The following is a 21810-nucleotide window of genomic DNA, read 5'->3' as shown; positions in this document are numbered from 1 at the left end:
TTTTTTAAACTAAAAAAACCCGCACTGAGCGGGTCTTGTGAAAATAGGACATCATCACATCACCCGCAAAAAGTGATGCGCCACCAACCAAAGTGAATGAATTGACAAGTAATCAGATTTAAAAATTGTATTTTCATAATGTTATTGGTATAAATAAATTTTGTACTATTAAACTAGTTCAATGATGCAATGTCAAGTGAATATTTTATGTTCGATAAATAAAAACAATTTTTACAAAAAAAAGCGCGTTGATTAAAGCGCGCTTTTTATGGTTAACGTAATGGCATTTCCGATTGAACTACTTTAATCGGCTTGTTTCTAGTATTAGATTGAGAGGTTCTTACATGGTTGGTGATCCACAATTTATGATGAGGTTGACATTGAGGACCTAAGTAGATCTTTTCAATATAATCTTCTATTTTGCCATAATTAACAAATAGACTATTAGCATAAGCATAATTGGTCGGTGCTTGTATTAGATCATCGGCAATATTGGTAATATAAATCATCCGACACTCATCTTCATCCTCAAAGGCAGCATGCTTGACTAAACATGAGATAGGCATCAATGCTAAAGCAATCAATTGATCTAAATTAGTTATTCTTTTTATCATCTCCTTAAGCTCAGAATTTTTTAATAAATTAACAATCTCTTCGATTTCTTCGGTTTTTTCTATTATTTCCTTTTGCTCAAGATTTTCACAATTTTTTAATAAAAAAATAATTTCTTCGGTTTTTTCTATTATCTCTTTTGGCTCAGGATTTTTAGAATTTTTTAATGAAAAAACAATTTTTTCGATTTTTTCTATTATCTCTTTCGGCTTAGGATTTTTAGGATTATTTAATGAATAAACAATTTCTTCAATTTTTTCTATTATCTCCTTTTGCTGAGGATTTTCAGGATTTTTTAATAAATAAACAATTTTTTCAATTTGATGTAATTTTTCTCTAATTGCATCTATTTTATCTTTTTCTTCTTTTTCTTCTTTTTCTTCTTTTTCTTTCAGAGAGTTTAAATAATTATTCCATTTCGCATCAATATTTTCAGCTGAATCATTTTGATGTTCTAAATAAAAGGAGTACTTGTTACGTTTAGCAATACTAATGTAGTCATTTTTAGGATCAAAGTAGAGACAACGGAATAATGGCAAAAAACCAACAGAAGAGATAATATTTTTTTCAGCAACAGCTTCAGAATTTTTTTGGACTGAATTATCTTTTAAATCATTTATCCCCATAGTTGCAACTATTTTTTTATCTAAAACATTTTGTTGCGTACTTAAACTTTCATATTTGAATAAAGAATTAATACCCTCGGAGTTAATAGTTCGCTTAATATTTTTACCAAAAAATCCCTGATTAAAAACCACACTGATACTTGAACCGACAATATTGTTTTCATTACCATAAAGCCTAAATTGATTTAAAGAATTATGATTAAATGAAAAACTAGCTAAAAAAGTTTTGATTTCATCATTGTTTTCTATATTTACACCTAACCAATCAGTTAAAACTTGGTTTTCTGTCGGGTCATTCATAAAATCAACCACATTTAAACGAAAGTCACTTGGTTTATTTTTTAACAGATTAAATACCACTTCTGGTTTGGTATAATGAGCCACCTGCCGTTCAAATACTTGTCCATCTTTATTTTCAGATTCAATTAAATTAAACTTAACAAGTAATTCCTTTTGTATCTCAATGGTTAATTTTCTAATTTTACTAATTTTGATAACCAAGTCATTTCGTTGTTCCTCTTCAATTATTGATAAATTTTTATTGCTAATCACCGATAACATCATTTGAGCAATAATATAATTTTCAAATGAATCATCTAAATAATCCACATTTTGATAATATTCTTCCGCTGATTTTAATTTATTATTGGTTTTGTTAAAGAAAACATTATCACCTAATCTAAGTTGTGCAAAAGCATATACCATTGAATCATCTTGCTTTTCAATATTTAAATAATAGCGCTCTGCCTGCTCAAGGTTATTTCTTTCTTTTTCGTAAATAACACCTAAATAAAATTGCGCTAGAGCGTATACCCCTGGATTTTCTTCCCTTTCAACCTTTAAGTAATAATGTTCTGCTTGTTCAAAATTTTTATGTTCATATTGGTAAATAACACCTAAATAAAATTGCGCTAGAGCGTATACCCCTGGATTTTCTTCCCTTTCAACCTTTAAGTAATAATGTTCTGCTTGTTCAAAATTTTTATGTTCATATTGGTAAATAACACCTAAATTCAATTGAGCACCAGCGTATATCTTTCGATTATCATCCTTTTCAACCTTTAAGTAATATTGTTCTGCTTGTTTAAAATTTTTATATTCATCTTGGTAAATAATACCTAAATGCAATTGGGTTCGAGCATATAACTCTGGATTTTCTTCCTTTTCAACCTTTAAGTAATATTGTTCTGCTTGTTCAAAATTTTTATATTCATATTGATAAATAATACCTAAACGCAATTGGGCTCGAGCGTATATCTTTGGATTAAACTCCTTTTCAACCTTTAAGTAATATTGCTCTGCCTGTTTAAAATTTTTATATTCATCTTGGTAAATAATACCTAAATTCAATTGCGCTTGAGCATATAACTCTGGATTTTCTTCCTTTTCAACCTCTAAGTAATATTGTTCTGCCTGTTTAAAATTTTTATATTGATATTGGTAAATAATACCAAAATTCAATTGGGTACCAGCGTATATCTTTGGATTATCTTCCTTTTCAACCATTAAGTAATATTGTTCTGCCTGTTTAAAATTTTTATATTGATATTGGTAAATAATACCTAAATTCAATTGGGCACCTGCGTATATCTTTGGATTATCTTCCTTTTCAACCTTTAAGTAATATTGTTCTGCTTGTTTAAAATTTTTATATTGATATTGGTAAATAATACCTAAATGCAATTGGGCACCAGCGTATATCTTTGGATTAAACTCCTTTTCAATCTTTAAGTAATATTGTTCTGCCTGTTTAAAATTTTTATATTCATTTTGGTAAATAATACCTAAATACAATTGAGCTTGAGCATATGACTCTAGATTAACTTCCTTTTCAACCTTTAAGTAATATTGTTCTGCCTGTTTAAAATTTTTATATTCATCTTGGTAAATACTACCTAAATTCAATTGCGCTTGAGCATATAACTCTGGATTTTCTTCCTTTTCAACCTCTAAGTAATATTGTTCTGCCTGTTTAAAATTTTTATATTGATATTGGTAAATAACACCTAAATAAAATTGCGCTAGAGCGTATACCCCTGGATTTTCTTCCCTTTCAACCTTTAAGTAATAATGTTCTGCTTGTTCAAAATTTTTATGTTCATATTGGTAAATAACACCTAAATTCAATTGAGCACCAGCGTATATCTTTCGATTATCATCCTTTTCAACCTTTAAGTAATATTGTTCTGCCTGTTTAAAATTTTTATATTCATCTTGGTAAATACTACCTAAATACAATTGGGCTTGAGCATATACTTCTGGATTATCTTTCTTTTCAACCTTTAAGTAATATTGTTCTGCCTGTTTAAAATTTTTATATTCATATTGGTAAATAATACCTAAATGCAATTGGGCTCGAGCATATACCTTTGGATTATCCTCCTTTTTAATATTAAAAAAATGTTCAATCGCTTTTTGCCAATCTTTTTTATATTTGTAATAAATTTCACCCAATTCATACTGAGCCAGTGCATATTCTTCATCACCATCTTGACCATCATGCCGAGTGATTTTTTTGAGTTGCTCAATTCGTTGTTCGATTTTTGATCCTGTTTTTTGTTGTTCCATTTCAATCCCTTTTTTCATTATTTTTATCTTCAATTAATAGTAGTTAAGGTATTGCACTGTTAATAATATATGGTTATTTTTTGAGTTATTTGATTTTATCAACAGTTAAATAAAATACGAAAATATTTTGTTAATAGATGTTATTTTTAATAACTTTGTTATCAATTTGTTTACGTCCACAAATTGAGTGAATATAAGAAGCTATTTTAATTTCATATAGTTATATCAATTAATAGTTTGTCAAATTACCTCATACCGATTAAAATAATCTTTACATTTAAATTCACAATAAAAATTAGAGATTTTGATTTATGCCTATATTTTATATTCTTATCGGAGTAGTGGTTTTACTCGCCTTAGTCACCGTTTATAAAACCATTACGATTGTTCCTCAAGGTTTTCAATACACTATCGAACGTTTTGGTAAATACACCCACACCCTTGAACCTGGTTTAAATATTATTGTTCCTTTTATGGATGGCGTGGGTCGTAAAATTAATATGATGGAACAAGTACTTGATATTCCATCGCAAGAGGTCATCTCTAAGGATAATGCCAATGTGCAAATTGATGCGGTTTGCTTTATTCAAGTACAAGAAGCAGCAAGAGCCGCTTATCAAGTTAATCAACTTGAACGTGCCGTCATTAACCTAATGATGACAAACATTCGTACCGTACTTGGTAGTATGGAGCTTGATGAGATGTTATCACAACGTGATCATATCAACTCTAAACTGCTTGGTATTGTTGATGATGCAACTAGCCCATGGGGAATTAAAATTACCCGTATCGAAATTCGTGACGTTCGTCCACCAGCAGAACTTATTGCTGCCATGAATGCGCAAATGAAAGCCGAACGTAACAAACGTGCGGAAATTCTTGAAGCTGAAGGTATCCGTCAAGCTGCTATTTTACGTTCTGAAGGTGAAAAACAATCAGAAATTTTAAAAGCAGAAGGTGAAAAACAAGCTGCATTTTTACAAGCGGAAGCGCGTGAACGTGCTGCCGAAGCGGAAGCAAAAGCAACGCAAATGGTTTCTGAAGCGATTGCCGCCGGTAATATTAATGCGATCAACTACTTTGTTGCCCAAAAATATACTGAAGCCTTACAACAGATTGGCGCATCAGAAAACAGTAAAGTTGTGATGATGCCTCTTGATGCCTCTAGCCTTATGGGTAGCATTGGCGGTATTGCTGAATTAATTAAAAATTCTAAGTAATTTGTTTAAGCGAAGTAGATCTTGCTAACTACTCTTTTTATTAGTTAGCAAGATATTGCAAATATATTTTAATGAATAATAGGTAACAACCAATGACTGATTTTTTAACGGTTATTTATGACTATCCTCACTGGGTTTTTATTGCTTTAGGCGGTATTTTACTGATTATTGAATTATTAGGAACTGCTGGATATGGGCTTTGGAGTGGAATTGCAGCCATCGTTGTTGGTTTAATTGCTTGGGTGATACCTTTATCTTGGCCAATTTTATGGATTTTGTTCTCTATTTTTACGCTAATATCCGCTTATCTTTGGTGGTTATGGTTGAAAAAAAGAGGTCAAGATAGAGCAAGTAAGATAGCCATTAACCAACCTCAACAAGAATTAATCGGAACTAAAACTTTTATTACCGATGCCATTATTAATGGTTCTGGACGCGTAAAAATCAAAGACGGTACATGGTCAGCAAAATGTAATCAAGATCTAGAAGTAGGTCATCCCGTTGAAGTTGTGGCAGTCGATGGCATAATACTAACAGTAAAACCCCTCAATAAATAAATGAATTAATAATAAAATACGAGTCAATGACTCGTATTTTATTATTATAAAAATTAATCAATTATATAATTCTTTTTATAGCAAATTAATTTTGATTCTTATCAGTATAAAATCCTTTTGCTTAATTAAGCATTAATAGAAAATTCAAAATGCTTATAACAGTCATTATTCGATTATTAAAAAACTATTGTAAAATCAAACTATAATAATGCATACACTAATTCGATGGATTAGGATTAATACCAATTACTTGCCAATTGTGATTTGATTCATCGGTAATCTTGCCTTTCTTCACATCAGTAATATATTTAATGGTCATGTTACGAATGGTGCCTTCTTCATCACCTAAAGCGGTACGAGAATTCCAAATTGGTTCGACTCTGCGCCCTTCTAAAGGACCACCTTTTTTCACCAACATTTCATAACGATAAGCATTCATACCTAGTTTGAGTTTCATATTATCAGTAATAACTTTACCATTTAATAGGGTTAGATTTTTGATTCGATTTCCTACTGGCTCACTTAAATCAATAATATATTTAACACCACCAAACATATCATAAGTCATATATTTAGATGCACCACGAACAGGATCATATTGATAATTTTTATCAGTTGGTTGTACTTGCGCAAAATATGCCGCTGACCACTCCATATAATCTTTAAGATCCTTGCCGGTAACTTCAAAAATAGAGGTTTCACCGGCTGTATATTGATAATTGTTAGCAATATCTTTGCGAGCGATTGGCCCTTTATTTAATATCGCTTTTTTATTATCAACTAAAACAGCGGTCACATCGGCACCACTGTAATACAGTTGTACAGAATTAAGTAAATTAGTTAAACCACTTTCTTGCAAATAAACTGCAGGTATACCATGTATTATCTCCTGCGGTACCAGATCTTGCTCTGTTTCACCAATAACTTGATTTGAAATTTCTCTTAATTGTTGATGATAAGGCGAATAAATTTTTTCGATTTCAGGATCGGCTGGATAAGCTTTTACTGGCAATGTTTGCGATTTTTTCGCTACTAATGTTTTTTTATTGCCATCCATATCAAATTTAAGATCAACCACCGATACTACCGTACCATAGCGATGAGGCTCAGTAATAACAACATTATTAATAACTTTTTCACTAATATTTTGATGATTATGCCCGGCAATAATTACATCGAGTTCAGGTAACTGCTCAGCCACATCGGCAACGCCAGTACCAGGTTTATTGTTTTCATTATCTAACCCCATGTGGGTAACTAAAACAATGGCATCAACTGATTGTTGTTTGAGATTGGCAATTTGCTTTTTTATTTCCGGTATTGGCATAGTAAATTCCATTTGATTTACGTAGCCTGTTTTATTCTCATATTCTGGAACAAAAGGGGTAGTTGCCCCAATAAAGCCAATCTTAACACCTTCTTTTTCAATAATGGTGGTGGCGGGTAAATAAGGTTTACCGGAATCTTTATAATAAATATTAGCCGCTAAAGATTGACCTTTAAATTGAGAAATTACTTTATCGACAATCGGCATACCGAAATTAAATTCATGATTACCAAGTACCATAATGTCATAATGCATAGCATTTAATGCGGCAATCGCGGGATGATCTTTCACATTATAAAATCGTTCAATTTGATTATCTTGAATAATATCGCCAGCATCAACCATAATGACATTAGCATGCTGAGAACGATACTCCTTTAAAAATGAAGATATCTGCGCGTAAGACCCAGAAGAGTCTGCTTTATCTGTTCCATAATCCCATGGTAACATTCGACCATGCACATCTGATGTGGCTAAAATAGAGACAGCAATTTCTTTTGCATCACTCTGAAAAACACAACCTAATACCAATAAACTACTTAACAAAGCACGGTTTTTACTAATTAACATCCTTATATCCTTTCACTATTATGAAAAATTAACATCCTAATTAATCTAAATCATTTTGATAAAAACAGTTTATTATTCTAAATTATTATTTTTCAATTAAAAACTTTTATTAAAATACTAGATAGTTAATCAGGGATAAAAAAGACCCAACTATAATTACTTTTGTTGGGCAAAATATAAGGAATTAGGAAGTTTTTGTTATAAATTGCAGAATGTTATTTTCATTTAACATTCTGCTTATTGTGATTAATGTGACATGGTTGTTTTAACGCCGCCTTCAGGAATAGGTACATAAGCGGTTTCTTTATCGGTTCTTTGTTTATTATTACGCACTTTAAGTGCAGTTTTAATACCAAAGAAGATAATGCTATACACAACCACTAAGAACAAGATACTTAAACCAGCATTAGTGTAATTATTAATAACAATGTGGTGCATATTATCTATCTGTTTTGCAGTTAGTTCGCTACCTTCGGCAATTCGACGATTATACTCATTAGCCAAATAGAAGAACCCTTCTAAATTTGGATCGTTGCTGAAAAGTTTAAGTGCTAATGCCCAAGTAGTACAAATCAATAACCAAACTGCCGGTATAACGGTTACCCAAATATATTGAGCTCGTTTCATCTTAATTAATACCACAGTTGCTAATACTAACGCTACAGCTGCTAACATTTGGTTGGAAATACCAAATAATGGCCATAAGCTCTTAACACCACCTAATGGGTCTACCACACCTTGGTAAAGTAGATATCCCCATAAACCAACACATCCTAAAGTACCAATAAAGCCAGCAACAAGTGAATCGGTTTTTTTCAAGAATGGTACAAAGTTGCCTAATAAATCTTGCAACATGAAACGTCCAGAACGGGTTCCTGCATCAAGCGCAGTTAAAATAAATAGCGCTTCAAATAAGATACCAAAGTGATACCAAAAGCCCATATTTGCCCCAGGAAGAATTTGATGGAACACATGTGCAATACCAACTGCTAAGGTTGGTGCGCCACCGGCACGATTTAATACTGATGGTTCGCCAATATCTTTGGCGGTTTGTAAAATTTGCTCGGGTGAAATCACAAATCCCCACGAACTCACTGTTGCAGCCGCATGAGCTGTCACATCTTGTAGTTGGGTCATAATCATTGCGGCATCGTCAGTACCTAATTTATGTAAATCAGGCATGGTAATTCCTAACGCCGCCGGTGGCGTATTCATGGCAAAATATAAACCTGGCTCAATAATAGATGCCGCAACTAACGCCATTATAGCCACGAAAGATTCCATTAACATGGCACCATAACCGATAAAACGCGCATCGGTTTCATTAGCAAGTAATTTTGGCGTTGTACCTGATGAAATCAAGGCATGGAAACCAGAAACCGCGCCACAAGCAATAGTAATAAATAAGAATGGGAATAAAGCCCCTTTCCAAACAGGACCTGTGCCATCAACATATTTTGTTACATCTGGCATTTTTAGGTCAGGATTTAAAATAACAATACCGATAGCTAAACCAACGATTACCCCAATTTTTAGGAAAGTGGCTAGATAATCGCGTGGAGCGAGAATTAACCATACCGGCAACATCGCAGAAACTAACGCATAACCAACTAAAGTGAAAGTAATCGTGGTTGCTTTGAAAGTTAATGCTGGTCCCCAATATGGGTCATGAGCAATCACACCACCAAACCAGATAGATAAAACTAGTAATACAATCCCAATTATTGAAACTTCTAAAACACGACCCGGTCTTAAGTATCGCATATAAATCCCCATAAATAAGGCGATTGGCACGGTCGAACAGACTGTAAATACACCCCATGGGCTTTCAGCTAATGCTTTAACAACAATCAAAGCTAATACAGCTAAAATAATTAACATGATTAAGAAACAACCAAACAACGCAATTGTTCCCGGAATTGGCCCCATTTCTTCTTTAATCATTTCACCTAAAGATGAACCATTGCGGCGTGATGATAAAAAGAGCACCATAAAATCTTGTACTGCTCCAGCTAATACCACACCGGCTAATAACCAAAGTGTGCCGGGCAAATAACCTACTTGGGCGGCAAGTACTGGACCTACAAGCGGTCCTGCTCCCGCTATTGCGGCAAAATGGTGGCCAAATAATACATATTTATTGGTTGGCACAAAATTTAAACCATCATTGTTAATCACAGCAGGTGTCGCCCGTGTTGGATCTAACTGCATTACTTTATTGGCGATATACAAACTATAATATCGATAAGCAACTAGATAGACAGACACCGCAGCGGCAATAATCCACAATGCACTAATGTGTTCACCTCGGCGTAGTGCTATGACTGCTAAACAGCATGCACCAACGATGGCCAAAATGACCCAAGGTATATGCTTAAGTATTCTATTATTCATAATAATTCTCTTTATCGCTTTAACATTAATATCATCTTTCTACTTTTCTATCTTTTTAACTTGGTTATTGAGTTACAAAGATAGAAGAAATTGATAGATCTTAACTGCAAATTGTTTTTGAATTTGGTTGTCTTTAATCATGAGATAAAGCTTACTTTATGCTCAAGGATATAGTAATTTTTTAGTTAATTTAATGATATGTGAAATTTGGTTATAGGTTCAAACCACTATATGAGCGGTTAAAAATGGTTGGTGAACGGTATCGTCGAGAAAGTATTCAATAAAATAGTTATAGCCCTAATATCTCTTTAAGCGATTTTAAATAGCGACGACTTACAGGAACAGCTACATCATTATTTAAAATAATATCAACACTACCTGCTTCATTAAAACGAATCTCTTTTAACTTTTTTAAATTGACTAAATATTGTCGATGACAACGAATAAGGGAGGTTTTATCTTCTAATGTCTTTAACGTCAGTTCTGTGAAATATTCACTGTTATCTTGATTAAAAACATAAATACCACTAACTTTAGATGAAATATAAAAAACATCGTCATTGGAGAGCAAATAAATTCGATTATGACCAATACAAGGTATATATTTTAACTGTTGATCGACACCTGCTAATTGGTTTATATCAGCAGCAGGACATTTTTTATGTAAACGATATAATGTTTTATTTAATCTATCTTGTTCAATCGGTTTTAATAGATAATCAAAAGCTTGTTCTTCAAATGCTTTAACGGCAAATTCACTATAGGCAGTTAAAAATACAATATGTGGCATAGTTTGCGGATCTAGCATTGATAACATTTCAAAACCATTTATTTTCGGCATTTGGATATCTAGAAACACAACATCTGGTGCTAATCGATGAATTTCACGAATAGCATCCATGGCATTATTACACTCTGCGACAATATTAATTTGCTCATCCTTATCTAGCAAACAACGTAAATTTTCGCGAGCGAGTAATTCATCATCAACAATAATCACATTTAACATTAAACCACAACATCCTTAATTAAAGGTAAAGATAACATTACTTTAGTGTATTCATCAGGTTTACAGGTTATCTTTATACCATAGTTTTCGCCATAGCGAATCTTAATTCGCTTATCTACTAAATTAAGACCAAGTCCTTTATTATCTTTTTTATTTTCTCGATAATTACCCGCATTATCAATAACCTCTAAAATTAAAATTTGATCATCTGCATGGGCTCTAATGGTTACCTCGCCTTGACTAATTAATTGTGATGTTCCATGTTTAATGGCATTTTCAACAATTGGTTGTAATGAAAATGCGGGTAATTGCGTATCTTCGAGTTGCTGAGGAATATCAAAATTTATACTTAACTGCTCCATAAAACGCATTTTTTCGATCTGTAGGTAGGCATTGACATGCTCCATTTCATCTTTCAGCGTTACTATTTCGTCGGTACGTTTTAAGTTTTTACGAAAAAAGGTTGATAAGTTTTGCACTAATTGTGATGCTTGTTCTTTATCACGCCTAATGATAGCCAATAAAGTATTTAAAGCATTGAATAAGAAGTGGGGATTAACTTGGGCATGTAATAGTTTTATCTCAGTTTTCGATAATAACTGTTTGTAGTACTCGTTTTGACCCGCAAGTATTTGAGCGGATAGTAAGCTAGCAATGCCTTCACCTAATGTTCTATTGATTGAACTAAATAGCGTATTTTTAGCTTCATAGAGTTTAATAGTGCCAACTACATTATTATTCTCACCCCGCAGCGGTATAACTAAAGTTGCCCCTAAACGACAATTTTTATTGATTGAACATTGATAAGGTTGATGTATACCGTCAAGATATTTAACATCGTTTTGTTCAATCGCTTCTAAAGTAATATTTGAAGTAATTTTCGTACCTGGTAAGTGATGATCGTCACCAACCCCAATAAAAGCAAGAATTTTTTCCCGATCGGTTATTGATACAGCGCCGATATCTAATTCTTGATAAATAATTTCTGCAACTTTAGTACTATTTGTCTGATTAAAGCCTTCGCGCAATAGACCTTCGGTACTCACGGCAATTTTAAGCGCTTTGGCGGAAAAAGCTGAGGTATAGCGTTCAAAGATCGCCCTTCTGTCTAGTAAAATTCGCATAAACATGGCAGCACCAATACTATTAGCCACTATCATCGGTGCAGCAATACTACCTACTGCATGTAAAACCACATCAAAAGGTCTGGATATTAATAAGACTTGAATCATTTCTAACGATTCAACCAGAACACCTAATACTCCCACTAAGAATGGATTATAGACTAAGTCAATTCTACCTTTTTTCATTAAGGTATAATGGAATAATCCACTAATTAAACCAGTCAAAATAGTTGATATCATACAACTTTCAGCGGTAATACCTCCTAAGGTATAACGATGAATACCACCAGTTAAGCCAACTAAAAGTCCTACTACCGGACCACCTAGCAACCCACCTAAAATGGCTCCAATAGCACGAGTATTGGCAATAGTGTCTTCAATATGTAAACCAAAATAGCTACCCATAATGCAGAATAATGAAAAAATAAGGTAACAGACTAATTTATGAGGTAAATGGATGGTAACTTGCATTAAGGGAATGACAATCGGAGTTTTGCTTAATAGATAAGCAATAACCAAATACACGCACATCTGTTGTAAAAGCTGTAAAACCAGATCAAACTCAAACATAACTATAACCACGACACCAAACCGTCGAGCCAAATCGACGGAGGCTGCTAACTTTAATTATCCAGTAAAATAAATGATTGCTTACTCTTAGTTGTGGAATCTGAGCCGACAAACACATTAAATTTCCCGGGCTCGGCAACATATTGCATTTTATCATTCCAGAATTTTAATTGGTCATATTGAATAACAAATTTCACTTGGCCTTTTTCGTGAGGTTTAAGTGATATTGATTCAAATCCAATTAACTCTTTTACCGGTCGACTTACTGATGCGGTAACATCTTGCAAGTATAACTGAACAACTTGTGAACCCTGTTTTTCGCCAATATTTTCGACATTGGCAATAACTTCGATTTCGCCATTTGCTGACATTTCATTTTTGGATAATGAAAAATCTATAGCAAAATCAGTATAACTAAGGCCATAACCAAATGGAAATAATGGCTCATTAGGGCTATCAAAATAAGATGTAGTGTATTTACCCATATTAACGGTACCATGTGGTCGACCGGTTTTTAAATGGCTATAGTAAACTGGGATTTGACCAACATTATCAGGGAAAGACATCGGTAATTTACCTGATGGGTTGTAATCTCCAAATAAAACATCGGCAACCGCATTGCCCCCCTCAGTACCTAGGAACCAAGTTTCTAGCATGGCATCAGCTTGTTGATATTCCTCTTTTACGGTAAGAGGACGGCCATTCATTAGTGCAATAATTAGTGGTTTACCGGTCGCTTTTAATGCCTTAATTAACCGTTTTTGGCTAGCAGGTAAATTCAGATCGGTACGGCTTGATGATTCATGTGCCATGCCTTGAGCTTCACCAACAAATAGGACAACAGCATCCGACTGTTTAGCTTGAGCAACGGCTTCAGTAATCATCTCCTCTGGTGGTCTTTGATCAAATTTGTTCATCTCGCCATATAAATTTAAAAATTTATATAGATTAGGATCATCCGAGATATTAGCACCCCATGCATAGCTAACTAATTTGGGATTAACAACCGCATTTTTAATTCCTTCCAACGGTGTTACCGCTAAATTAGCACGACCAGCACCTGACCAACTGCCCAAGATGTCACGTTTTGAATCAGCTAATGGTCCTATCACGGCAATTTTTTTATTTTTATCTAATGGCAGAATGTTATTATCATTTTTTAACAATACGATACTACGACGAGCAACATCTCTAGCCGCAACCCGATGTAGGCGATCATTGGCAAACATGGCTTCAATAGCAAAATTAGGATCTAAATTTCGATGCGGATTTTTAAATAATCCCATATCATATTTGAGCTCTAACACATGGCGACAAGCTTGGTTGACCTGCTCCTCTGCAATGGCACCTTCATTAACTAATTCTGGTAAAAACTGTAAAAAATACTCATCGTTCATACTGATATCAATACCCGCTTGGATTGCAAGACGAACGGCATCTTTAGCATCTTTTGCCACACCATGATTAATCAATTCACGAATAGCGCCGTGATCACTCACCACTACACCATCAAAGTGCCACTGGTTACGTAATACATCAGTTAATAACCAATGATTAGCCGTAGCTGGAATACCATTAACACTAACAAGCGCAACCATAACTGCTCGGCTACCAGCATCCACCGCGGCTTTGTAAGGTACTAGATACTCTTGGAACATTTTTCGTTCACTCATATCTGTACTGTTATATTCACGACCGGCTTCAACCGCGCCATAAAGCGCAAAATGTTTAACGGTTGTCACTAATGATTTTTTATCCTCTAGTGACTGTTTTTGCATTTTTTCGACAAAAATCCGCCCGGCTTCCGACGCTAAATAAGGATCTTCGCCAAAACCTTCCGATACTCGCCCCCACCGCGGATCGCGGGTAATATCAACCATTGGTGCCCAAGTCACATTAAGTCCATCAGATGTTGCTTCATCAGCTGATACTTCAGCCGTTTTAGCAATAGCATTACGATCCCAAGTGGCGGCAATGCCTAAATTAATCGGGAAGACAGTGCGATGGCCGTGAACAATATCAAAACCAAAATAAACGGGAATTTTGTTGGGCGATTTTAATGCTCTTTCTTGCATCCGCGAGAGATCCGGCTCAACTACAGTATTAAAAATGCCACCGATTTCCCCCGCTTCAATTTGATCGAGAACTTTGTCTAGCGTTAAAGCACCACCCACGCTAATTAGCCTCAGTTGCCCCACTTTTTCTTTAATGGTCATTTTTGACATCAAGTCATCAATAAACACTTTTTTTTCTTCATTATTGGGATTTTGTGCTAATAAAGGATATGAAAAAATAGAAAAAACGAAAAATAAAATTAATTTTTTCATCATAATGAGTAATTTTATAGTTAAGAGGATAGATAACTCGATAGCATAACGTATTTAATTAAAAAAATCCTGTTCTTTAAAAATAACCAGCCGAAATATAAAGTCTAAAGCATTTATTCTTAAAAAAAGATCTGAAAAAAGTACGTTTCTAAAGTTATTTGGTGATTGATTGAGAAGAGAGATAAAAATTGCCGAGCAAAGTTTTTCAAATTTTGTTTTCAACACTTTGTTTTTAACACAATGTTTTTAACAGAATGTCTTTAATACTATGTCTTCAAGACAATATTTTTAAAACCATGTCAGCAATAATAATGAATAGCAAAATAGATTAGTCACGGAAATTAGTAAATTGGAAAGGTTGTCCTAATTCACCATTTTTAACTAATGCCATGGTCGCTTGTAAATCATCGCGTGACTTACCAGTGACACGAACCTGCTCGCCTTGTACTTGCGCTTGCACTTTAAGTTTACTATCTTTAATTAGTTTAACTATCTTTTTAGCTAACTCTTTATCGATACCTTGTTTTAGTTTGACAGTAATGCTATAAAATTTTCCGCTATGTTCCATCTCTTCTGGAATCTCTAGCGCACCGCCATCAATACCACGTTTAGCCAGCTTATCGCGTAAAATATCTAATAGCTGTTGGACTTGGAAATCAGATTGGCTAGTTGCCTTGATGGTTTCATTTTTTTCATTGAGTTCAAAAGATGCTTCGACATTTTTAAAATCCCAACGAGTTGCCAATTCACGAGTCGCATTATCGACACCGTTTTTTACTTCTGGCATTTGAATTTCTGACACAATATCAAAAGAAGGCATAAATTTTCCTCTTCTAATCGTTATAAGTATTAATTATTCTAAACAACTCTTTTAGTGGCCGCCACAATATTTACGGCGGCTTTATAATTAAGATTAATCGATAGTACGAAGTAATTCGTTAATGCCAACTTTACCTAAAGTTTTGGCATCTACTTTTTTAACAATTACTGCACAATAGAGGCTGTATTTGACATCTTTAGTTGGTAAGTTACCTGACACCACAACCGAACCTGCTGGTACACGACCGTAATGAACTTCGCCAGTTGCTCGATCATAAATCTTAGTACTTTGACCAATAAATACGCCCATTGAGATGACACTGCCTTCTTCGACAATCACACCCTCAACGATTTCACTACGTGCGCCAATAAAGCAGTTATCTTCGATAATTGTTGGGTTCGCTTGTAGTGGCTCTAATACACCACCGATACCAACACCGCCAGATAAATGAACATTTTTACCAATTTGTGCACATGAGCCAACAGTTACCCATGTATCAACCATGGTACCTTCATCAACATAAGCACCAATATTCACGTAAGATGGCATTAACACTGTATTACGTGCAACGTAAGCACCTTTACGTGCAATCGCAGATGGAACGACGCGGAAGCCTTCTTGTTGGAAGCGGGCTTGATCATAATCAGCAAATTTTAATGGCACTTTGTCATAATAATTGGTTGCACCACCATCTATAAGTTGGTTTTCATTAATACGGAAAGAGAGTAACACAGCTTTTTTTAACCATTGATGAGTCACCCAATCGCCATTAATCTTTTCTGCGACACGCATTTTACCGCTGTCTAATAAAGCGATACATTGATTAATTGCATCACGTGTTACTGTATCAACATTTGAAGGTGTAATTTCAGCACGACGTTCAAATGCTGCCTCAATAATAGTTTGTAATTGTTGCATTTCTCGTTTCCTTTAACTTTAAGTCCGTTAGCAAATTTAATTGGGCAAACAGTATAATATAATATGCGGTTATTTTTAAGAGGTTTATCGTATTATTGCAATTTCTCAAAAACGTTAAATTATTTGGAATAACTTTCACAAAAGCTGAGCAAAATTTAACACACCGTTTTATTTGAAGATAGAGTTTAAGCCTCTTTAAATTTTATAACAAAAAATAATGCAAAACGGTGGATTTTCTTTACTAGAACTTTTATTGGTGATCTGTATTGCCGCTATTTTAGCTTCAATCGGTATACAGCATTGGAAAGATTTACAACTGCGTAATGAACTCTTCACCACCACTAAACAATTAGCCTATTTTTTGGAAGAAGTTCAAACCAAAGCTTACCATGCCAACGAAAACGTTCACGTCTATTATTTTTTAACACCTTGGTGTTTGAGTATCAGTAAAGGCGAAAAACCGGCCACTTGCCAAGAAGGTACCGCCTATTTTATGAAGCCCAACAATTCCGTTGAATTAAGTGATTTAACTGATAAAAAAGCTATTTCCTTTTGGGGCAGGAAAAATATGGCACAAACAGGTACAATCGAATTACACAACGCTATTGGTACCACGCAAATTATCATTTCATATCGTGGACGAATTCGATTTTGTAAGAAGAATAGTTATTTGCCTGGACTACCACAATGTTGAAACAAAATGGATTTTCGCTATTTGAAATGTTGTTAAGTATTAGCATTTCTAGCCTCATTTTCATTGGCACCTCGACATTTTACAGTAAGTTACAATCCGTTTTGCTTCAACAAAATCTTAATATTCATCTCCAAAAAAATATTCACCAAGGAGTGGCTAGTATCGCTAAAGATTTAAAACGTGCGGGATTTATCGCCAATCAACCAGAAAAAATGAAGAAGCTAGCCATTGAAATTAATACTTTCGCTAATTGTTACATTTTCCGCTATGACAGCGAAATTCGTAATGATTGGGTTTATGATCGTCTCAATCCGACTAACTCGGATATCTTCGTCTATCGTTTTTATAAAAATAATCTGGAATATAAGGTAGGTGCAGCTAATTGTGAAGGAAGCAATTGGGAAAAAATATTCGATCCTAACGACATCAAAATAACCCAATTTTCGGTCAAACAACAGAGCAATCATTTTGAGGTAACTATTAGTGCTGAATTGAAAAATAACAATAAAATTAAATATCAAACGGTAACCATTATCAAAAATGAAAATCCACTGTAATCAGACCGCAGCACCGAACGCTGGCTTTAGCACACTGTTGATGGTAATCATCTTAACTATTGTCGGACTACTATTATTAACTGGTTTTCAGGCAACAATTGATTCGTTAAAAAAGAGTTATTTGATTGAAATTCAACACTATCGTCAGTTTAATCAAGCAAGCTCAAGTTTAAGTTGGGCAACTCAGCAGATTTGGCAACTTCCGACCGAAGAGTGGCAATGCTTATCTGATGCGCAATATCATTTAACAGCATGTATAAAAAAATCACGATTAAAAGTAGATAACTATACCTTAGTACGCGCCCAAGCTGATGACTATTATCTTTATATGCTAACGCATTTTGAAGATAACCAACTTATTGTTGAAAAGGGACATTGGTTAGATTATTGTCCTGAAAAGAAGATGATTGATTGTGAATAATAGAATGATAAAGCGCAAAAATAACGCTGGTTTTAGTTTAATTGAAGTTATGTTGTCTTGCTTGCTGTTTGCCATCATTATGCTAGGCTTTAGTGGTTATTTAACCGCAATTATTAGTCAACACCACTATTTCCAAAAACAGTTTAAAGCGGAGCAAATTGCCTTTGCTTTACTTGATAGTTATCCTCATACTGTACCGCAAATCATACCGAATAATTGGCAATATCAAGTTTATAGCCAACCTTATGGTAGGTCTTGTCAGATAGTTTTTGTTAGCGTCACCCCTATTCATCACAAAACGATTAAACAACAACGTTTTTTATGTGATTAATATTCATCTCCAAAAATAAATCGCGCTGTTTATTGTCTATTTTTTTATTCCACGCCACTGCAATATCCCATACCGTTTGCGCTAAATCTAGCGTGATGAGTTTCATGCCTTTAGGTGATAATGGCTATGCATGTTGGTTGATTAAATTTGCCAAACAATCCAACTTATTTTTTAACATTATTGCTTATTGAATCCGACAATTTTTAGTTTTAATTGAGGAAATAAAAATCAGCAACCATCAATTAAGCAATGGTGGTACTAATTAATTTTATTGTTGAAATAACTATAATCAGTCAGCTAACCAATGATATAAATGTTGCAATACTTGCTCTGTTTTTTCTGCATGAACATTATGACCAGCACCTGCTACTGTTTCAATTTGTGCATTAGGAAATTGACTAAAAATGGCAGGATAATCATTATCAGTAATATAGTTAGAGTTTCCCCCACGAATAAATAAAGTAGGTATATCACAAGCTGAAATGGGGTGCCAATCGCAAATATTGTCATATTGTTGGATAATGACATTAGCATTAAATAACCAACGTTGGTGTTTAAAGGATTTAAGCAAAAAAGAAATTATTGCTGGAGTTAAATCACATTGTTGCATAACTTCAGCAATCTGTTCTTTATCGATTAATCCTTGATTAATACATTGGGTTAACGCGTTAATAACAGGCATATTAGCAATTTGACTATAGGTAATCGGCGCAATATCAATGGCACAGATTTTAGCAATTTGTTGTGGAATTAATTGGCTTAGTTGCAAAGCAACTTTCCCCCCCATCGAATGACCAATCAAGACGATATTTGCTAATTGTAGATCATGGCATAACTCGGCAACATCCTCAGCCATAGCTTGATAGTTCATTATATTTGACCAAGGTGATTGCCCATGATTGCGCAAATCAATCTGAATAGTCTGATAATTAATCGACAGATCTTTAGCTAACATATTTAAGTTATCTAAGCTGCCAAATAGCCCATGTAATAACAAAATTGCTTGGTTATCGCCTTGTATTTTGTAATGTAATTTCATAATGTCACTTATTTTTATGGTAATTTAGATTAATAGAAAGTCATTGATCAACAATTCAATAACCCCAACAAGCATAACTATGATAGAATTTAGTCTAAATTTTTCAATTAATATTAAGACCTATGTTTCAAAATAACCCACTATTAGCCCAACTTAAAAAAGAATTATACGAACAAAAACCGCGTGTTGAAGGTATCGTTCGAGCACATGAAAAAGGTTTTGGTTTCCTTGATGTTGATAATAAAACCAATTATTTCATTCCGGTTGCAAAAATGAAGCTGTTATGCAATGGTGATAAAGTATCCGGAACCATCATCACGAATAATGATAAAGAGTTCTTTGAACCTGAAATATTAATTGAAAGTAGTTTACAAAAATTTATTGGAAAAATCGGTTTTTTAGATCGCGCCATGGTCATTTATCCAGAAAATATGCCAACAAATTTTGCCATACGCTGTAAAGTTAATCCGCAAGTTGCACAAAAATTAAAAGAAGGTGATTGGGTTGTTGCTACATTGCAATCACATCCATTAGAAAAAGATAAAAATCATTTTTCTGCTGAAGTAACCAAATTTATCGCCAGTTCTGATTCAATTTATCAATTATGGCTCAAAACTTTGGCGCGTTACGATTTAGAAGATAAAGCGCCTCAAGAGGATGCTTTCACAATATCAGAGTCTGAACAGGAAAATCGTCAAGCGTTAACTGATGTACCATTTTTCACGGTTGATAATGAAAATACCGAAGATATGGATGATGCTATTGCCATTTCCCAAGATGAGATCGGTAACTATCAGCTAATGATCGCCATCGCCGACCCTACAGCGTATATTCCTCAAGATAGTGAAGTCGATAACATCGCTAAAATTCGAAACTTTACCACTTACCTACCAGATTTTAATATTCCTATGTTATCAACACAGTTGGCGGACAATCTATGTTCATTAAAAGCCAATGAAAAACGACCAGCCATGGTTTGTAAAATTAACATTGATAAAAATGGTCAATTTGCTAATGATGATATTAGTTTCACTCCGGCGTGGATTGAATCGAAAGCTAAACTTGCTTACAACAATGTTTCTGATTTCTTAGAAGGTCGAAGTGATTTAAATATCGATGACGCCACGATAAAAAAACAACTTAGATTACTATCAGAACTGGCAAAAGCACGTATAAATTGGCGACAACAAAATGCGTTAGTATTTAAAGCCAATAATGATTATCGATTCGTACTAGATGATAATCGCCAAGTAAAAAATATCATTAAAGAATTACGTGGTATTGGTAATAATATTGTTGAAGAAGTGATGATTATTGCCAATTTAGCTCTAACTATGTATTTGCAAGAAAAAGTAGGCTCGGGGGTGTTTAATACCCATTCAGGTTTTGATAGCAAATACATTGAACAGATCTTAAAAATATTAGCCGATAATGGCATCACTGATTTCGACAAAGAATCACTAATGACATTTGCAGGATATGTCAAATTACGTCGATTAATTGATGATAATGACTTCCTATCGACAAGGTTAAGAAAATTCCAAACTCCAGCGGATTTTTCATTAACGCCAGAACCACACTTTGGCTTAGGATTTACAGCTTATGCAACCTGGACATCACCAATTCGCAAATATGGTGATATGATAAACCATCGTTTACTCAAAGCATCACTAAAAGGGCAAACAATAACGGCACCAACTAACGAGCAATTAAAAAGTATGTCAGATAGACGTAAAAAATTACGCTTAGCTGAACGCGATATTGCTGAAAATCTTTACAGTCAATACTTATCAGATAAGCAAGATCAGACATTTGCAGCGGAAATTGTTGATATCAATCGTGGCGGTGCGCGGGTTCGCTTAACTGATATTGGCGCATTTGCTTTTTTACCACTGTCAATGATTCACAAGGTTCGTGATCAAGTAAACGCCTATCCTGAAGATGGGCTAATTAAAATAAATGATGAGATCGCCTATAAACTCGCAGATGCAATCACTGTCGCAATCTATCAAGTTAAAACTGAAAATCAATCAGTAATTGTTAAATTGAGTGAAACAAACAGCTAATTATTGAAGCAATTTAACGATTTCAAAACTACCGTTTTTACCTCTGATTCTTATCAGGGG

The 21810-nt window shown here is 34.1% G+C and carries 16 protein-coding genes; 7 read left to right on the top strand and 9 right to left on the bottom strand.

Annotated elements, in window-relative coordinates; genetic code table 11:
* Positions 1 to 272: 272 nt before the first annotated feature.
* Complete coding sequence (locus AC5LXV_RS06620) at positions 273 to 3824, bottom strand: hypothetical protein (RefSeq protein ID WP_493467740.1); 3552 nt, start codon at positions 3822 to 3824, stop codon at positions 273 to 275.
* Between the two features lie 293 nt (positions 3825 to 4117).
* Here AC5LXV_RS06620 and AC5LXV_RS06615 point away from each other — a divergent pair, with 293 nt between their 5' ends.
* Together AC5LXV_RS06615 and AC5LXV_RS06610 are read left to right on the top strand one after the other, a co-directional pair.
* Positions 4118 to 5026, top strand: coding sequence for an SPFH domain-containing protein (locus tag AC5LXV_RS06615; RefSeq protein ID WP_034882720.1), 909 nt, complete (start codon positions 4118 to 4120; stop codon positions 5024 to 5026).
* A gap of 92 nt (positions 5027 to 5118) precedes the next feature.
* Entirely contained in the window at positions 5119 to 5583 is a 465-nt protein-coding gene (locus AC5LXV_RS06610) for an NfeD family protein (protein WP_493467739.1), read from the top strand.
* A 217-nt stretch (positions 5584 to 5800) separates the two neighbouring features.
* On the opposite strand, the gene AC5LXV_RS06605 is transcribed toward AC5LXV_RS06610, so the two are convergent.
* The 7 genes from AC5LXV_RS06605 to dapD all read right to left on the bottom strand — a co-directional run bounded on the left by AC5LXV_RS06605 (position 5801) and on the right by dapD (position 16642).
* Positions 5801 to 7480: a bifunctional metallophosphatase/5'-nucleotidase gene (locus AC5LXV_RS06605; RefSeq protein WP_493467738.1), complete on the bottom strand. Its 1680-nt coding sequence runs from the start codon at positions 7478 to 7480 to the stop codon at positions 5801 to 5803.
* A gap of 246 nt (positions 7481 to 7726) precedes the next feature.
* Positions 7727 to 9874 (bottom strand): carbon starvation CstA family protein, encoded by a 2148-nt coding sequence (locus AC5LXV_RS06600; protein WP_375334987.1) that lies wholly within the window; start codon positions 9872 to 9874, stop codon positions 7727 to 7729.
* A gap of 289 nt (positions 9875 to 10163) precedes the next feature.
* The gene (gene btsR, locus AC5LXV_RS06595; RefSeq protein ID WP_493467737.1) at positions 10164 to 10883 is read right to left on the bottom strand and encodes a two-component system response regulator BtsR; all 720 of its coding nucleotides are present in this window, start codon (positions 10881 to 10883) and stop codon (positions 10164 to 10166) included.
* Positions 10883 to 12577, bottom strand: a complete 1695-nt coding sequence (locus AC5LXV_RS06590) for a sensor histidine kinase (RefSeq protein WP_110434207.1) — start codon at positions 12575 to 12577, stop codon at positions 10883 to 10885. The genes btsR and AC5LXV_RS06590 overlap by 1 nt, the downstream gene beginning before the upstream one ends.
* Positions 12578 to 12630: 53 nt before the next feature.
* The gene (bglX, locus tag AC5LXV_RS06585) at positions 12631 to 14907 is read right to left on the bottom strand and encodes a beta-glucosidase BglX (protein WP_493467736.1); all 2277 of its coding nucleotides are present in this window, start codon (positions 14905 to 14907) and stop codon (positions 12631 to 12633) included.
* A gap of 325 nt (positions 14908 to 15232) precedes the next feature.
* The gene (locus AC5LXV_RS06580) at positions 15233 to 15724 is read right to left on the bottom strand and encodes a YajQ family cyclic di-GMP-binding protein (RefSeq protein ID WP_034882710.1); all 492 of its coding nucleotides are present in this window, start codon (positions 15722 to 15724) and stop codon (positions 15233 to 15235) included.
* 93 nt (positions 15725 to 15817) lie between these two features.
* The gene (gene dapD, locus AC5LXV_RS06575) at positions 15818 to 16642 is read right to left on the bottom strand and encodes a 2,3,4,5-tetrahydropyridine-2,6-dicarboxylate N-succinyltransferase (protein ID WP_493467735.1); all 825 of its coding nucleotides are present in this window, start codon (positions 16640 to 16642) and stop codon (positions 15818 to 15820) included.
* Between the two features lie 217 nt (positions 16643 to 16859).
* Between dapD and AC5LXV_RS06570 the strand changes: the two genes are divergently transcribed.
* Genes AC5LXV_RS06570 through AC5LXV_RS06555 form a run of 4 tightly spaced genes read left to right on the top strand, consistent with a single transcriptional unit; the run spans position 16860 to position 18645 of the window.
* Entirely contained in the window at positions 16860 to 17336 is a 477-nt protein-coding gene (locus AC5LXV_RS06570) for a prepilin-type N-terminal cleavage/methylation domain-containing protein (RefSeq protein ID WP_493467734.1), read from the top strand.
* Positions 17330 to 17893, top strand: a complete 564-nt coding sequence (locus AC5LXV_RS06565; RefSeq protein ID WP_110423934.1) for a prepilin peptidase-dependent protein — start codon at positions 17330 to 17332, stop codon at positions 17891 to 17893. Before AC5LXV_RS06570 ends, AC5LXV_RS06565 begins: the two co-directional genes overlap by 7 nt.
* Entirely contained in the window at positions 17877 to 18314 is a 438-nt protein-coding gene (locus AC5LXV_RS06560; RefSeq protein ID WP_493467733.1) for a DUF2509 family protein, read from the top strand. Before AC5LXV_RS06565 ends, AC5LXV_RS06560 begins: the two co-directional genes overlap by 17 nt.
* A gap of 4 nt (positions 18315 to 18318) precedes the next feature.
* Complete coding sequence (locus AC5LXV_RS06555; protein WP_493467732.1) at positions 18319 to 18645, top strand: type IV pilus modification PilV family protein; 327 nt, start codon at positions 18319 to 18321, stop codon at positions 18643 to 18645.
* Between the two features lie 289 nt (positions 18646 to 18934).
* Here AC5LXV_RS06555 and AC5LXV_RS06550 read toward each other — a convergent pair whose 3' ends face one another.
* Complete coding sequence (locus tag AC5LXV_RS06550) at positions 18935 to 19684, bottom strand: alpha/beta fold hydrolase (RefSeq protein WP_493467731.1); 750 nt, start codon at positions 19682 to 19684, stop codon at positions 18935 to 18937.
* Positions 19685 to 19806: 122 nt separating this feature from the next.
* Here AC5LXV_RS06550 and AC5LXV_RS06545 point away from each other — a divergent pair, with 122 nt between their 5' ends.
* The gene (locus AC5LXV_RS06545; RefSeq protein ID WP_493467730.1) at positions 19807 to 21750 is read left to right on the top strand and encodes an exoribonuclease II; all 1944 of its coding nucleotides are present in this window, start codon (positions 19807 to 19809) and stop codon (positions 21748 to 21750) included.
* Positions 21751 to 21810: the final 60 nt, after the last annotated feature.

This window comes from Gilliamella sp. LMG 34359, assembly GCF_984569085.1.
The sequence above is the reverse complement of the archived record's forward strand: the minus strand, read 5'-3'. Positions and strand labels throughout refer to the sequence as shown.

Coding starts and splice junctions, on each gene's coding strand:
- AC5LXV_RS06620 (WP_493467740.1), bottom strand. CDS start 3,824: ATGAAAAAAGGGATTGAAATGGAACAACAAAAAACAGGATCAAAAATC.
- AC5LXV_RS06560 (WP_493467733.1), top strand. CDS start 17,877: ATGAAAATCCACTGTAATCAGACCGCAGCACCGAACGCTGGCTTTAGC.
- AC5LXV_RS06550 (WP_493467731.1), bottom strand. CDS start 19,684: ATGAAATTACATTACAAAATACAAGGCGATAACCAAGCAATTTTGTTA.
- dapD (WP_493467735.1), bottom strand. CDS start 16,642: ATGCAACAATTACAAACTATTATTGAGGCAGCATTTGAACGTCGTGCT.
- AC5LXV_RS06555 (WP_493467732.1), top strand. CDS start 18,319: ATGATAAAGCGCAAAAATAACGCTGGTTTTAGTTTAATTGAAGTTATG.
- bglX (WP_493467736.1), bottom strand. CDS start 14,907: ATGATGAAAAAATTAATTTTATTTTTCGTTTTTTCTATTTTTTCATAT.
- AC5LXV_RS06615 (WP_034882720.1), top strand. CDS start 4,118: ATGCCTATATTTTATATTCTTATCGGAGTAGTGGTTTTACTCGCCTTA.
- AC5LXV_RS06610 (WP_493467739.1), top strand. CDS start 5,119: ATGACTGATTTTTTAACGGTTATTTATGACTATCCTCACTGGGTTTTT.
- AC5LXV_RS06565 (WP_110423934.1), top strand. CDS start 17,330: ATGTTGAAACAAAATGGATTTTCGCTATTTGAAATGTTGTTAAGTATT.
- AC5LXV_RS06605 (WP_493467738.1), bottom strand. CDS start 7,480: ATGTTAATTAGTAAAAACCGTGCTTTGTTAAGTAGTTTATTGGTATTA.
- AC5LXV_RS06570 (WP_493467734.1), top strand. CDS start 16,860: ATGCAAAACGGTGGATTTTCTTTACTAGAACTTTTATTGGTGATCTGT.
- AC5LXV_RS06600 (WP_375334987.1), bottom strand. CDS start 9,874: ATGAATAATAGAATACTTAAGCATATACCTTGGGTCATTTTGGCCATC.
- AC5LXV_RS06590 (WP_110434207.1), bottom strand. CDS start 12,577: ATGTTTGAGTTTGATCTGGTTTTACAGCTTTTACAACAGATGTGCGTG.
- AC5LXV_RS06545 (WP_493467730.1), top strand. CDS start 19,807: ATGTTTCAAAATAACCCACTATTAGCCCAACTTAAAAAAGAATTATAC.
- btsR (WP_493467737.1), bottom strand. CDS start 10,883: ATGTTAAATGTGATTATTGTTGATGATGAATTACTCGCTCGCGAAAAT.
- AC5LXV_RS06580 (WP_034882710.1), bottom strand. CDS start 15,724: ATGCCTTCTTTTGATATTGTGTCAGAAATTCAAATGCCAGAAGTAAAA.